The sequence below is a fragment of the Pseudomonadales bacterium genome (assembly GCA_013215025.1).
Classification (GTDB): domain Bacteria; phylum Pseudomonadota; class Gammaproteobacteria; order Pseudomonadales; family DT-91; genus DT-91.
Map to the genome: position 1 here is coordinate 1 of JABSRR010000123.1, position 13,053 is coordinate 13,053.

At 48.8% G+C, this 13,053-nt stretch carries 15 protein-coding genes and 1 riboswitch; of the genes, 11 read left to right on the forward strand and 4 right to left on the reverse strand.

Features of this window, described 5'->3' with window-relative positions; all coding sequences use genetic code 11:
- The coding region (locus HRU21_08875; GenBank protein ID NRA42403.1) for a hypothetical protein at positions 1 to 785 on the reverse strand (785 nt) is incomplete at its 3' end.
- Positions 786 to 956: 171 nt separating this feature from the next.
- Between HRU21_08875 and HRU21_08880 the strand changes: the two genes are divergently transcribed.
- Both HRU21_08880 and htpX read left to right on the forward strand, forming a co-directional pair.
- Positions 957 to 2,330 (forward strand): cytochrome P450, encoded by a 1,374-nt coding sequence (locus HRU21_08880; GenBank protein NRA42404.1) that lies wholly within the window; start codon positions 957 to 959, stop codon positions 2,328 to 2,330.
- Positions 2,331 to 2,511: 181 nt separating this feature from the next.
- On the forward strand, positions 2,512 to 3,426 hold the full coding sequence (htpX, locus tag HRU21_08885) for a protease HtpX (protein ID NRA42405.1): 915 nt from the start codon (positions 2,512 to 2,514) through the stop codon (positions 3,424 to 3,426).
- Here the strand turns inward: htpX and dxs are convergent.
- From dxs to HRU21_08900, 3 genes are all read right to left on the reverse strand, one after another.
- A complete protein-coding gene (gene dxs / locus HRU21_08890) occupies positions 3,423 to 5,330 on the reverse strand; it encodes a 1-deoxy-D-xylulose-5-phosphate synthase (GenBank protein NRA42406.1) in 1,908 nt (635 codons plus the stop codon). The two genes, htpX and dxs, sit on opposite strands and share 4 nt — an antisense overlap.
- 123 nt (positions 5,331 to 5,453) lie before the next feature.
- Complete coding sequence (locus tag HRU21_08895; protein NRA42407.1) at positions 5,454 to 6,371, reverse strand: polyprenyl synthetase family protein; 918 nt, start codon at positions 6,369 to 6,371, stop codon at positions 5,454 to 5,456.
- 6 nt (positions 6,372 to 6,377) lie between these two features.
- Positions 6,378 to 6,611 (reverse strand): exodeoxyribonuclease VII small subunit, encoded by a 234-nt coding sequence (locus HRU21_08900; GenBank protein NRA42408.1) that lies wholly within the window; start codon positions 6,609 to 6,611, stop codon positions 6,378 to 6,380.
- A 170-nt stretch (positions 6,612 to 6,781) separates the two neighbouring features.
- Between HRU21_08900 and HRU21_08905 the strand changes: the two genes are divergently transcribed.
- The 9 genes from HRU21_08905 to HRU21_08945 all read left to right on the forward strand — a co-directional run.
- On the forward strand, positions 6,782 to 7,579 hold the full coding sequence (locus tag HRU21_08905) for a 3-oxo-5-alpha-steroid 4-dehydrogenase (GenBank protein NRA42409.1): 798 nt from the start codon (positions 6,782 to 6,784) through the stop codon (positions 7,577 to 7,579).
- Between the two features lie 28 nt (positions 7,580 to 7,607).
- Positions 7,608 to 7,859 (forward strand): DUF1653 domain-containing protein, encoded by a 252-nt coding sequence (locus HRU21_08910; GenBank protein NRA42410.1) that lies wholly within the window; start codon positions 7,608 to 7,610, stop codon positions 7,857 to 7,859.
- Positions 7,860 to 7,898: 39 nt separating this feature from the next.
- On the forward strand, positions 7,899 to 8,216 hold the full coding sequence (locus HRU21_08915) for a GIY-YIG nuclease family protein (GenBank protein ID NRA42411.1): 318 nt from the start codon (positions 7,899 to 7,901) through the stop codon (positions 8,214 to 8,216).
- Complete coding sequence (locus HRU21_08920; GenBank protein NRA42412.1) at positions 8,209 to 8,508, forward strand: hypothetical protein; 300 nt, start codon at positions 8,209 to 8,211, stop codon at positions 8,506 to 8,508. Before HRU21_08915 ends, HRU21_08920 begins: the two co-directional genes overlap by 8 nt.
- 26 nt (positions 8,509 to 8,534) lie before the next feature.
- Positions 8,535 to 8,743: riboswitch (cobalamin riboswitch) on the forward strand.
- 31 nt (positions 8,744 to 8,774) lie between these two features.
- Positions 8,775 to 8,960 (forward strand): CbtB-domain containing protein, encoded by a 186-nt coding sequence (locus HRU21_08925; protein ID NRA42413.1) that lies wholly within the window; start codon positions 8,775 to 8,777, stop codon positions 8,958 to 8,960.
- Positions 8,961 to 9,073: 113 nt separating this feature from the next.
- Positions 9,074 to 9,805 (forward strand): CbtA family protein, encoded by a 732-nt coding sequence (locus tag HRU21_08930; protein NRA42414.1) that lies wholly within the window; start codon positions 9,074 to 9,076, stop codon positions 9,803 to 9,805.
- Positions 9,792 to 11,573, forward strand: a complete 1,782-nt coding sequence (locus tag HRU21_08935; GenBank protein ID NRA42415.1) for an AAA family ATPase — start codon at positions 9,792 to 9,794, stop codon at positions 11,571 to 11,573. Before HRU21_08930 ends, HRU21_08935 begins: the two co-directional genes overlap by 14 nt.
- 72 nt (positions 11,574 to 11,645) lie before the next feature.
- Positions 11,646 to 12,239 carry a cob(I)yrinic acid a,c-diamide adenosyltransferase gene (gene cobO, locus HRU21_08940; GenBank protein ID NRA42416.1) on the forward strand — a complete coding sequence of 198 codons (594 nt, stop codon included), beginning with the start codon at positions 11,646 to 11,648 and terminating at the stop codon, positions 12,237 to 12,239.
- On the forward strand, positions 12,236 to 13,053 hold an 818-nt coding region (locus HRU21_08945; protein ID NRA42417.1), incomplete at its 3' end, for a cobyrinate a,c-diamide synthase. The genes cobO and HRU21_08945, both read left to right, overlap by 4 nt.

Below are 13,053 nucleotides of genomic sequence, written 5' to 3' on the forward strand. Positions count from 1 at the left end.
ACCGAGTTGTTGCCTACTACGTCATTATGCTGTGCATATTGCGGCTCTCTAAGCATGTCGCTAAAGCTTTGATAAACAGATTTTAATTTCGCAAACCAAAAATAATCGAGGCTGTTAATAATATTTGCCAGGCTTTCTTCGCTGAATGACTGTGCTAACAGGCTTTGACAAGCAGCGTCGACCAATAGGGCGGGTGCGAAGGGGTTATTAGCTTGACTGATCTCAAGCTTGGGTAATATCTGCTGCAGCAGGCGACTTTGATCAGAAAGTTGCTCGCCATAATAGCGATGACAGTTTGCAATCAGGCTTTGTTTGGCCAGCATGCTAGGACTGGTTTCACTTTCTAGGCTGGCTTTGGCGGGAGTAGCTGAGCCCAACAGCTGTTGAAGTTGATGGCAAAACCTTGCAATAAAATGGCTGATGATCGCCGGCGCATCGCGTTGGCAGATATCGATTGCATCAATCAGCTGCTCTTTACTGGAAATATCGTCAGTTTGTTTGGCCGCTTGCATCAGCAATGACTGCTGTTCTGACAATGCTTGTTCAAACAAGCGGCAATTTTGGCTTAAGAAAGCCTCGCTGGCGTATAAGAAACTGTCTAAGTCGCACACCTTGCTATCGAGCAGTGCGGACTTAAAATCGCGACTTGAAAGCTGTGTCTGGTGCATATCATATCCCTGATCAGCCAAAAGGTGGCCAAACTGCGCAGCATCGTCCTGGCTGCTGTTTAAAGTATGCCGATATGTAATAGATTGTAGTGGAGCTTGTGGATTCGAATCAACCATATATACTTCCCTTGTCGAACAAATGTTCGAGAATGAACGACGCTTAATCTTTTAGACAGATTTTCCATGCTAAGATTGGCGCAATTTTTCACCTACTTTACCGCTTTTGCCTAATTGTTATTCGCGTAGGCGTTAAAGTAGTCTAACTCACTCAGAATACTGGAGATTTCAATGGGTGCTAAAGCCGAAATAGACCTGTCTTATCAGTCTAGACCAAATAATAAAAAACTCGACCATGTGCCAGGCAGCTACGGCTGGATCCCCTATATCGGTAATACGATTGAGTTATTAAACGACCTTTATGGCTATGTTGACCGCAATTACAAAGCGCATGGCGAGGTTTTTAAGACCAAAATTGGCGGCCTGCCCGGTTTATTAGTGGTAGGGCCTGAAAATTACAAGCAAATTTATATTGATAAAGATAAGTGCTTCTCGGCGCAGATGGGTTATGACACCACCTTAGCTAATTTCTATCGCAAAGCACTGTTACTACGAGATCACGATGATCACCGTGTGCAGCGCCGGATGTTTCAGACCGCGTTTAAAAATGATCAAATGCGCGAATACACCAATATTATGAACCCGCTTTTTGAGAGCAATATGCAGGGTTGGGATCAAGAGAAAAATTTCTTGTTCTTCCCGGCAATCAAAAAGACGCTTCTAGACATTGGTGCCACGGTATTTATCGGTGTAGAGCAGCTAGGCCCCGAGATGGATAAGCTGAATAAAGCCTTTTTAGATATTTCAGAGGAAGGCTTATTGGGCCTGGTGAAGCTGGATATGCCGCCGTTTAAATACCATCGCGGCAAAAACGGTGCGCGTTATTTAGAGCAATATTTTGAAGACATTATTCCTCAGCGTCGTGCCGGCGACGGCAAAGATATGCTCTCGCATATGGTGAAAGAAAAACAAGACAACGGTGAGTATTTCTCAAATGAAGACCTGATCCCACAGGCCTCATTTTTGCTGTTTGCAGCGCACGATACCACCACCTCAACGCTGAACCATGTGTTGCTCTACACCGCGCAAAACCCTGAATGGCAAGAAAAGTTGCGTGAAGAAGCACGCAGTTTAAACAAGCCTTATCTTGAGTACGATGACTTAGATCGCGTTGAGATGATGGAGTATGTGTTTAAAGAAAGCCTGCGTTTAGCGCCGTCAGTATCGATTATGCAGCGTCGCACCACCAAAGATTGCGAGATCGGCGGATATCATGTGCCAGCCGATACGGTGATCTATGTGCCGCCTATCTATAATCACTATATGGAAGAGTACTGGAGCGAGCCGCTGAAGTTTGATCCGATGCGCTTTGCCCCTCCGCGTGAAGAGCATAAGTCGCATTCATTTGCCTGGATGCCATTTGGTGGCGGTGCACATAAGTGTATCGGCATGCATTTCGCGAATATGATCGTCAAATGCTTTATGCATCAGTTCCTGCTTAAATATGAGTGGACACTGCCTGACAACTACAGCCCTAAAATGGAAAGCTTCCCGCTGCCGAAAACGGCTGATGGTCTGCCAGTTATATTAAAGAAGATTGCTTAAATCTCGTTGCTTAAGCAGCGCTCATCGACGAAGCCCGCATTATGCGGGTTTTTTTATGTCGTGCATTTGCAGCACAAACACAGCGCTAATAAATTGGCAGAATAGGCTTTAAAATTTGCATATCGACCATAGATAGGTATATAGATAGANAAGATCAAGCCAGTTTAACGGAGTACTATTTATGCGTATTGCATTATTTATTTTGACTAATTTAGCGATTTTGCTGGTGGCCAGTATTACCCTGAATATTTTGGGCGTGCAGCATTATCTCGATCAATCTGGCAGCGGTCTCAATCTTACTAGCTTGCTGATTTTTTGTGCCGTATTTGGCATGACCGGTTCGATGATCTCCTTGCTGATGTCGAAGTCAATGGCTAAGTGGTCCGCTAAGGTTGAGTTGATTAGCGAGCCACAAACGGCGCAGCAGCAATGGCTAGTTGCAACCGTCGAGCGTCTTGCGCAGCAAGCCGGCATTGGCATGCCCGATGTTGGTATATTCCCCAGCGCGCAATCGAATGCCTTCGCCACCGGCTGGAATAAAAATAATGCTCTGGTAGCGGTCAGTGCGGGTTTACTACAAAAAATGAATCGTCAGCAGGTAGAGGCGGTATTAGCGCATGAAGTAGGTCACGTTGCCAATGGAGATATGGTGACCTTAAGCCTGCTGCAGGGCGTGATAAATACGTTTGTGATGTTTTTTGCGCGAATTATCGGCACCGCTATCGATCGCATGGTGTTCAAAAATGAACGTTCGGGCGGCATTGGTTATTATATGATGGTCATGCTGATTGAAATGGTATTAGCAGTATTTGCCTCAATGATTGTGATGTGGTTTTCGCGCTTTCGTGAGTACCGAGCCGATGCGGCAGGGGCGGCATTAACCTCGCCTGCGGCGATGATCAGTGCATTAGAGGCGTTGCAGCGTGAGTATGAGCAGCCAGTTACGGACACGCAGTCGCTGCAGACTGATATGCCAGAAGCCATGCAGGCATTTGGTATTTCGCCGGGGTTTAAACGCAGTATGGCCAAGGCTTTTGCCTCGCATCCGCCGCTAGATTTGCGCATTGCGGCCCTGAAAACGATTCAGGCCGCTTAGTGGGCTTCGAGTTTTGCCGCGATGCGGGCCGTGATAGCCTCACTGCTGAGCTCGCATTGCTGCAGTAACTCACTGTGTTTGCCGTGGTCTATATACTGATCGGGTAGGCCAAGCTGCAGCACAGGTTTTATGAGCTCAGCCTGCATCATATATTCAACCACAGCGGAACCGGCGCCGCCCATCACGGCATTTTCTTCCAGGGTTACCACCAGCTCGGCGGCGGCAATATGCTGTTGCAGGGCGTCAGTATCCAGCGGTTTCACGAAACGCATATCTAAGACCGTGGCATTAAAATGTTCGGCGGCTGGTAAGGCATTTTTTAAGAGCGTGCCAAAGTTAACTATTAATACCTGCGGCTGATCGGATTCGCGCAGCAGTTTGGCCTTACCAATTTCAAGCCGTTGATTGCCAGCATCCATGATTACACCTGTCCCTTGGCCACGCGGATAGCGCACAGCCGCAGGGCCAGGATAATGGTAGCAGCTGTTTAGCAGCAGCCGGGTTTCGTTCTCGTCCGAGGGTGTTGCGATCAGCATATTAGGAATACAGCGTAAGTAGCTTAGGTCAAAGCTGCCGGCATGACTGGGGCCGTCTTCACCGACAAGGCCGGCGCGATCAATGGCAAATAATACATCTAGATTTTGCAGCGCTACATCATGAATTAACTGATCATAAGCGCGTTGTAAAAAGGTTGAATAAATCGCCACTACTGGCTTGCTGTTGTCGCAGGCGAGGCCTGCAGCAAAGGTAACCGCGTGTTGTTCGGCGATGGCAACGTCATGAAAGCGTTCTGGGTATTGCTGGGCGAAGGCTAACATACCAGAGCCCTCGCACATGGCGGGGGTAATTGCGATAAGCTGTTGATCCTCGGCGGCGGTATCACATAGCCACTGACCAAAAACATCTTGATATTTCGGAGCTTTCACAGCATTTTGCGCAGGCTGCTGACGCTCACTGGCGGCAGCGATTTTGCTGATCGCATGGTAGCCGATAGGGTCTGCGACTGCTGGGGCAAAGCCTTGGCCTTTTTGCGTCATGATATGCAGCAGCTGTGGGCCCTTAAATTCGCGCATATTATTCAGCGTGTTGAGCAATAGCGGCAGATCATGGCCATCCATCGGGCCAATATAATTAAAGCCCAGCTCTTCAAATAGCGTAGCGGGGCTAACCATGCCTTTTAAGTGTTCTTCAGTTTTGCGCGCCAGCTCCTGTGCGGGCTGCGGTAAATGCGACAGCACTTTTTTGCCGCCTTCGCGCACATTGGAATAGGTTTTACTGGCCCAGATTTTGGCAAAATAGCTGGCTAAACCGCCTTCATTTTTAGAAATCGACATTTGATTGTCATTTAATATGACCAGCAAATTAGCATTACTGTGGCTGGCATGATTGAGCGCTTCAAAAGCCATGCCTGCAGTCATTGCGCCATCGCCGATAACGGCAACACAGTGACGATCATCATTTTTATTCGCGTTGGCAATTGCCATGCCTAGAGCGGCAGAAATGCTGGTCGAGGAGTGACCCACGCCAAAGGTATCAAACGCTGATTCGCTGCGCTTTGGGAAGCCTGCAATACCGCCTTGTTGTCTAAGGCTGGCCATCGCCTCACGCCGCCCGGTTAGGATTTTATGCGGGTAGCACTGGTGCCCAACATCCCACACGATGCGGTCTTCAGGGGTGTTGAAGATTTTATGCAGGGCAATCGTTAGCTCTACCACACCTAAGCCTGCGCCAAAGTGGCCGCCGGTTTGTCCGACGGTGTAAAGCAGAAACTCGCGCAGCTCATCCGCTAGGGTGATTAATGACGATGCTGACAATTCACGTAGGTCGGCGGGCGACTCAATGCTATCAAGTAGCGTAGTCACTGGTCGGCGGCTAGGTATGTCGCTAAATTCGCGTTGCGTCACAAAAAATCCCCAAGAATATCAAGCGAGTGTTTCATCATGCTTAGCATAGTAAGGCTATGATCTATACGTCAAAACCGCGCGATTTTACCTGATTTAGTTAGGCTTGGCTTTAAAAAACCTTGTTCAGTGCTGTCTTTCTACAGCAAAGCGCGCAATCATCCGAAGCGCTTCAGCGTCGCCGCCAAGTTGATCAAGAGCGGCCAAGCTTTGTTGCAGCAGTGCCGAGGCTTTTGCTTTAGCTGCGGCTAAGCCGATAAGCTTTGGGTAGGTAGATTTATTCAAAGCGAGATCGGCGCCTTGGGTCTTGCCTAGCGTGGCGGTGTCCGACTCGATATCGAGCACATCGTCATGCACCTGAAACGCAAGCCCTACGGCGTTGGCGAACTGCGCTAATGCATCGCGCTGCGAGGGGCTAGCATTCATGCTAATAGCCGCCATCAGTACCGCGGCGCGAATTAAGGCGCCGGTTTTTAAGCGGTGCAGCTGTTCTAATGCAGTGAGCGTGATGGTCTGATTTTCGCTCGCTAAATCTATCGCCTGACCGCCTACCATGCCCTGGTTACCAGCTGCTTGAGCCAGTGCCTGAACCAGCTGGATTTGAATCGTCGCCGGTAGCTGGGTTTGACTCAATAACTCGAAAGCAAGCGCTTGCAAGCCATCGCCAACCAGAATCGCGGTAGCTTCATCGTAAGCGATATGGCAGCTAGCTTGCCCACGGCGAAGATCGTCATCGTCCATCGCGGGTAAATCATCGTGCACTAAAGAATAGCTGTGAATACACTCTATGCTGCTAGCAATTAGAGCACAGTCTTCAGCGTTGGGCATGATTAAACCCGTTTCTTCCAAGGCGTCCAAGGTGGCGAAAAATAATGCCGGGCGGATACGCTTGCCGCCATTGGCAGTGGCGTAATGGCTGGCTTCTGCGAGGCGCTGTAGGCTATTGGGATATGCCGCCGTTGTTTCTAGCTGCTGATCAATCGCCTGGCTTAAGCATTCGTCAACGCGCACTTTGGCCGAGGCTAAATAAGTGTCAAGCTGCATAAATATTTACTCGTCGAGAGTAAAGTCGCTGGTGTCAAAACCCTGCTGCGTTTCGATGAGCTGCTGCACTTTCTGCTCGGCTGCATCCAGTGACGCCTGGCAGTCTTTGATCAGGCCAATGCCTTTCTCAAACGCCGCTAACGACTGCTCTAAAGAGAGTTCGCCAGATTCCATTGCGGCCACGGTAGTGTTTAACGCATCCAGTGCTTGTTCAAATGAGAGTTTTTTCTTGCCGGCCATAGTTGCAGTGGTATGTAATCAGGAAGATAATCTGGGCGAACCATAGCGAAACTGACCGTTTGGGTCAATCTTAAAACACCGTCATCAAAAACTGATTGTGTCAGTTTTAGAAATTACGATACGATTCGTTTAGAAATTATAAAAAAATCGACATGATATAAGGGTTCCGAATGGACTATTTACTACAGCCTGATACTTATAATTTGGTTTTAAAAATTGCGTTTGGCTATGTGGCGCTGATTGTAATCGGTGGCTTTATTATGCAGGCGCCCTACGGCAAGCTGTCAAAAGGTGATGTTGGCTTCAATTTTTCGCCTAAATGGGGCTGGTTTTTGATGGAGCTGCCGGCCACGCTCTCGTTTTTAATTTTTTATTTTGCAGGTCAGCATAGCCTGCAGGCCGTGCCGCTATTCTTTTTAGGTATTTGGCTGATTCACTACGGCAATCGTGGCTTTGTTTTTCCGATGCTTATGCGCGTGGCCAAGGGCGCAAAAGGCAGTTTCAGCGTGATGATTGTGGTGGCCGGATGGTTTGTCACGGCCCTGCATGGCTATTTAAATGCGGTGTTTATTGCCGAGCTTTCAGATCAATTCACGCTTGACTGGTTTACTGACCCACGTTTTATTATTGGTATGCTGATCTATTTTATCGGCTATTTTGGCAACCTGCACTCTGATGCGATTATTCGTAACTTGCGCAGTAAGCAAGAAGTGGCCAGCGGTGAAAAAGTGTATCGCATTCCCGAAGGTGGTTTATTCAAGTATGTGACGAATGCTAGTTACTTTACCGAGATTATTTCATTTACAGGGTTTGCCATTGCCACTTGGAATTTAGGTGCGGTATTTGTGTTATTGGTGACCATGGCAAATTTAATCCCACGCGCGTTTCAGCAGCATCAGTGGTACAAGCAAAAATTTGGTGAGCAATACCCTGCGTCACGCAAGGTTATTATTCCGTTTATTCTTTAACTTAGGCTCGGGCGAGTTCGTTTTTTCTATGCAAAATGATTTACCTGCCGGTATTTATCAGCACTACAAAGGTGCTAAATATCGCGTCTATGAAGTTGCGCGACATAGCGAGACGGAAGAGCTGATGGTTGTTTATCGTGCCCTTTACGGCGAATTTGGGCTTTGGCTGCGACCATTATCGATGTTTACTGAGAGCGTTGAGCGCAATGGTGTGCTGCAGCCAAGATTCAGCTTGCTTGAGCCCATGCCCAATCCAATGCATGCTGAGCGTGATGGCTAATTATTTCAGCATTCAGCAAAGGCTTAGGGGCTGCTTTTGATGTGTTGGTTTGTCTATATGATTGAGACCGTCAGCGGCCAACTTTATACCGGTATCAGCACTGACATTGAGCGACGTTTCAGCGAGCACTCTGCAGCATTTACAGGCACGCCAAAATCTCTGGCTAAACGCGGTGCCCGATATTTTCGCGCGCATCAGCCGAGTCGCATTTGTTATTCCGAGACGTTTGCTAATCGAGCCTTGGCTTCAAAACGTGAGGCGGCGATTAAGCGCCTTAGTCGCGAACAAAAATGGCAAATCATTGCTGAAGCTAATGTTGAGCTGCAGCAATGCGAACTCGCAACAGCAAATGATTGAGCAACTGCAGGCAAAGTTTGCCGCGCTTTTGCAGGCTGACCCTGAACTGCAGGGGGCGCAAAAGGTAGCGCTGCTTGGCAGTATGCGCTTGCAGCAAGGCAGCCTTGAGTTCTCGCTGCAAGACTTATACGTATGGATTGAGGCTGATCGGCTCTGCAGCTATCAACAATTTCGTCAGCAGCTGTATCAAAGTCGCTTTAACGCCTGGTTACAGCAACAAGGTTATCAATGTGTCAGTATTGGCAACTCTGCCAAGGTGGATCAATCACGTTATCAATTGCGACGTATGTAGCATTCACATTCTGTCTTGATGCTGCTAAAATTACAGCCTGTTTAGGTGCTGCTTATAGCCAGAAAGCTTTGCTTCGGGTTTTTCAGCAGATAATCGGGAAGTATGGTTTAACTCCATCGCTGCCCCCGCATCGGTAATAAGAGCGGTTTACATCGCCACTGGCTTTGACTGGGAAGGCGTAAGCCGANTCAACACTCTTGGAGCCCGAAGACCGGCCTTAACAGTTTGCTAAAATTTTTTGCACGGTGGGTGCATAAGGAAAATTCATGACTACTCAAGTTTCAGCTCAACAGTCCGTTCAGNCACAGTCTGCTTTATCACCGCTGTTGCAGAATTTATCGGCCATGGCCTTTGGCGCGTTAATCTTATTTGCCGTTGGCTTTTTACCGATGGAAGCCGCGCACAATGCGGCGCATGATACCCGTCACGCGCTAGCTTTTCCTTGCCACTAAAACTGCGGCTAACTCTGCTGTCTCGTTAATTGACAGCACAGTGCTACTCTTTCAATGATTTACGGCCCAAGCCTTTAGGACTTGGGTTTTTTGCGTCAGTGTAGGGATAAAACATGATTTTTAGACGAACGATTTTTACCGCCATTTTTGTCGGCCTGATTGCTGGCTTAATATTAAGTGCGATTCAAGTGTATTCAGTGAATCCAATTATTTATGCTGCTGAAACCTACGAAATACCCGAATCACACGATCACGAGCATAGCGATGAGGCTTGGGCGCCAGCAGATGGTGCTGAGCGAACGCAGTTTACCATTATCTCAAATATCTCCGCGGGCATTGGCTTTGCTGCGGTGCTGCTGGCATTGATGTCGCAATTGCAGCTACAGGGATTAACGCAATTAAGTCCAGTAAAAGGGCTAATCTGGGGCTTATCAGGCTTTGTCGCGTTTTTTGTCGCGCCAGGTTTGGGGTTGCCGCCTGAAATTCCAGGCATTGAAGCTGAGCCAATTGCTTTCCGCCAGGCTTGGTGGCTATTTACCGTGCTGGCNGTGATGCTGGGTTTATTAGTGCTAGCGTTTGCGCCACGCTGGTACAAAGTGCTTGGTGTTGTTGCGCTGGTGTTCCCTTATTTGCTGCCTATCCCGCATCATGCTGGGGCAGCGTTTAATCACCCTGATGCGGAGGCCTTGGCCAATTTAAATCGTCTTCATCAGGAGTTTATTGTCGCCAGCGGTGCGGCAAATCTATTGTTTTGGTTAAGCCTTGGCTTGGTTTCAGCCTGGGCGCTGAATCGTTGGATCTTAACTGCGCATGCAAACCAGCAGTCAGATTATGCCAACGGCTAAACCAGCGTTTCCGTTTGCAGCGGTTCAGGGGCAAGGTTTATTTAAGCTGTCACTATTGCTTGCTGCAGTCAATCCGCTAGTCGGCGGCGTGTTGATTAGCGGCCCCCGTGGTTCGGCTAAGTCAACCTTGGCGCGTGCCTTAGCGGATATTTTACCGCTGGACACCGGTCAAACTAAGCCATTTGTTACCTTACCGCTGGGCGCCAGCGAAGAGATGCTGGTAGGCACCTTAGATTTACAACAGGTGTTAGATAACGATCAATTAAAGTTCCAGCCCGGGCTATTGGCAAAAGCTGATCAAGGTATCTTATACCTTGATGAAGTGAATCTGCTGCCGGATAATTTGGTTGATCATCTGCTTGATGTGGCGGCCAGCGGTGTCAATATTGTCGAACGCGACGGCATTAGTCATCAGCATTCGGCAAATTTTATTTTGCTGGGTACAATGAACCCGGATGAGGGGGAACTGCGGCCACAGTTACAAGATCGATTTGGCTTGCATGTTGCGCTGGATAATCAATACAGTGTTGATGATCGTATGTTTATTGTTAGCCAGCGTGAACAGTTCGATCGTGACCCGCTTGGCTTTTGTCAGCAATACCAGNCTCAGCAACAGCAACTGCAGCAGCAAATTGTTGCGGCGCAGCGCTTATTGACGGAAGTGGTCTGTGAACAAGAGTTACGTCAACTTATTGCACAGAAATGCCTCGATGCGCGCGTTGATGGCTTGCGTGCCGATATCGTCTGGCTGCAGGCAGCTTTAGCGCATGCCAGTTTAGCGGCGCGCAGGCAGGTGCAGATAGATGATATTGAAGCTGTCGAGCAGCTAGTCTTGTCACATCGGCGTCATGACCAGCAGCCGCCTAATTCCGCGCCACCTCATTCAAAGCCATCTAATACAGAACCACCTAAAACAGAACCACCTAATACAGGAGCCTCAGGCTCATCATCGCCGTTTCAACGACCCAGCGATCATTCTGCTGCATCGCAAGCAACAGCAGACTCAAAGGCGCAAGGCGATTGGGGTAGCATGCCAGCTGAGCAGCAGTTACTCGAGGCTAACGATATGACTTTAGCTTTTGCAGCGCAGAATCTGCCGCATACGCAAGTCGCTGCTATCAATGCATTAAATAGTGCGGGCAGCAGGCAGGCACAACAGTTTGCGCCGCGTGGCTATATGTCGCAACAGGCTGGTGATAAGGTTAGCTGGTTTAAGACCTTGCTCGCGTCTTACGGTAAGCGGCCATTTAAAACCTTGCACTATGCTAAGCGTAAACGGGGTGAGCGAGTAGTAAACCTAGTGTTGCTGGATACATCGGCATCGGTTTTGGATAACCGCGCGTTTGCTAAAGCTAAGGGTTTGATTTTACAGCTTGCGCAGCAGGCCTATTTGGCGCGTGAGCAATTCATGCTGTTAGGTTTTGGAAATCAACAGGTCAGTAAGCTGATTGATCTGCGCCGTGCGCCAAAGTCAATGCTGGCAGAGCTGAATCGCATAAGTGCTGCCGGTGGTACGCCGCTCAATCAGGCCTTGGCAGAGATGCGACAGTTTCAGCTGCAACAGCAGCGTAAAGATGCCTCGGTGCGATTTAAAAATACCATTATCACCGATGGGCGAGTGCAGCAGCTATCGCTTCAGCATGAGCTCGATGGCGACAGCATTGTTGTGGATAGCGAGCAATCGCAGGTAAGACGCGGAAAATCAAAACAGTTAGCTGAAATACTGCAGGCGCAATATATGCAGCTTAATGCGAATCTGAGTGCCTAGGCGGTACTTTTTTGCGAGGTTGCGAGGTTGCGAGGTTGCGAGGTTGCGAGCTAAGCAAGCGATGAGAACTTTATGACAGATACCCAGCATAAAAACCGAATGGCGAGTAAAAAAGCCGTGATGGACGCAAAAATTGCCAAGGCAACCGAGCAGCGTGGTGTGCTCATTCTGCTTAAAGGTAATGGTAAAGGTAAAAGCAGTTCCGCGTTTGGCACGATGGCTCGTGCACTGGGGCATGGTAAAAAATGTGCTGTAATTCAGTTTATTAAAGGCCGGCTTGAAACCGGCGAATTCAAATTATTCAGAGATCACCCGCAGGTCGATTGGTTTGTCATGGGGCATGGATTTACTTGGGAAACGCAGGATCGTGAGCAAGACATCGCGGCTGCTCAACAAGCTTGGCAAAAAGCTGAGCAACTGTTGCAAGATGACAGCTATGATCTATTGGTATTCGATGAGCTTAGCTATATGTTTAAGTACGATTACTTGCCGGTGTTACCCGTTGTTGATGCATTACAGTCTCGCCCCTTAATGCAGTCGGTAATTGTGACAGGTCGCACTATGGCGCTGCCTTTGCAGGAGATTGCCGATACGATTTCGATTGTGCAAGATGAAAAACATGCCTTTCGCTCAGGGGTCAAAGCCCAAGCAGGGATTGAATTTTGAGCCGCCCAAGTTATTGTCCAGCCATTTTCTTAGCTGCACCCGCCTCGGGACAGGGTAAAACCACAATTACTGCAGCTTTCGCACGCTTACTTCAGCGCCAAGGCAAATCGGTCAAAGTATTTAAAACCGGACCCGATTATCTCGATCCGCAAATCTTAGCACAGGCATCGCAGCATCCGGTTGTGCAGTTAGACCTGTGGATGGCTGGACAGGCTTATTGCCAACAAGCATTATACCAAGCATCGTTAGACGCTGATTTAATCATCGTTGAGGGCGCTATGGGGATGTTCGATGGTGAGCCATCCAGTGCCGATTTGGCGGCATTATTTAATTTGCCCCTCGCAATTGTGATGGATGTAAAAGGCATGGCACAAACGGCTGCTGCGATTGCAACCGGGCTGGCGTCATTCCGCGATGATGTTGATGTGTTAGGTTTGATTGCCAATAACTGCGGTTCTGCTCGTCATCGCCAGTTGATTGCAGATGCCTTGCCCGACCAGCTGCCATTGCTGTGTAGCCTTGCGCGCTCTGATCAGGTTGCCCTGCCTGAGCGTCACTTGGGCTTGGTGCAGGCTGATGAAGTCAGTGATGAACTGGAGCAGCGTTTTAACGCCGGGGCCGACTGGCTTGAGCAAGCAGGCGTGATGCAGTGGCTTAATACCATAGCTGCCGTTGAGTTTTTGCCGGCTGAAACCCCGGTGCCTGAGCCATTGTTAAAAGGGCAGAGAATTGCCATCGCCAAAGATGCGGCATTCAGCTTTATTTATGCGGCCAATCTACATCTGCTGCAGATGTTGGGTGCCGAACTGCGGTT

Coding starts and splice junctions, on each gene's coding strand:
- HRU21_08895 (NRA42407.1), bottom strand. CDS start 6,371: ATGCAGCTTGACACTTATTTAGCCTCGGCCAAAGTGCGCGTTGACGAA.
- cobO (NRA42416.1), top strand. CDS start 11,646: ATGACAGATACCCAGCATAAAAACCGAATGGCGAGTAAAAAAGCCGTG.
- HRU21_08880 (NRA42404.1), top strand. CDS start 957: ATGGGTGCTAAAGCCGAAATAGACCTGTCTTATCAGTCTAGACCAAAT.
- htpX (NRA42405.1), top strand. CDS start 2,512: ATGCGTATTGCATTATTTATTTTGACTAATTTAGCGATTTTGCTGGTG.
- HRU21_08910 (NRA42410.1), top strand. CDS start 7,608: ATGCAAAATGATTTACCTGCCGGTATTTATCAGCACTACAAAGGTGCT.
- HRU21_08900 (NRA42408.1), bottom strand. CDS start 6,611: ATGGCCGGCAAGAAAAAACTCTCATTTGAACAAGCACTGGATGCGTTA.
- HRU21_08905 (NRA42409.1), top strand. CDS start 6,782: ATGGACTATTTACTACAGCCTGATACTTATAATTTGGTTTTAAAAATT.
- HRU21_08915 (NRA42411.1), top strand. CDS start 7,899: ATGTGTTGGTTTGTCTATATGATTGAGACCGTCAGCGGCCAACTTTAT.
- HRU21_08920 (NRA42412.1), top strand. CDS start 8,209: ATGATTGAGCAACTGCAGGCAAAGTTTGCCGCGCTTTTGCAGGCTGAC.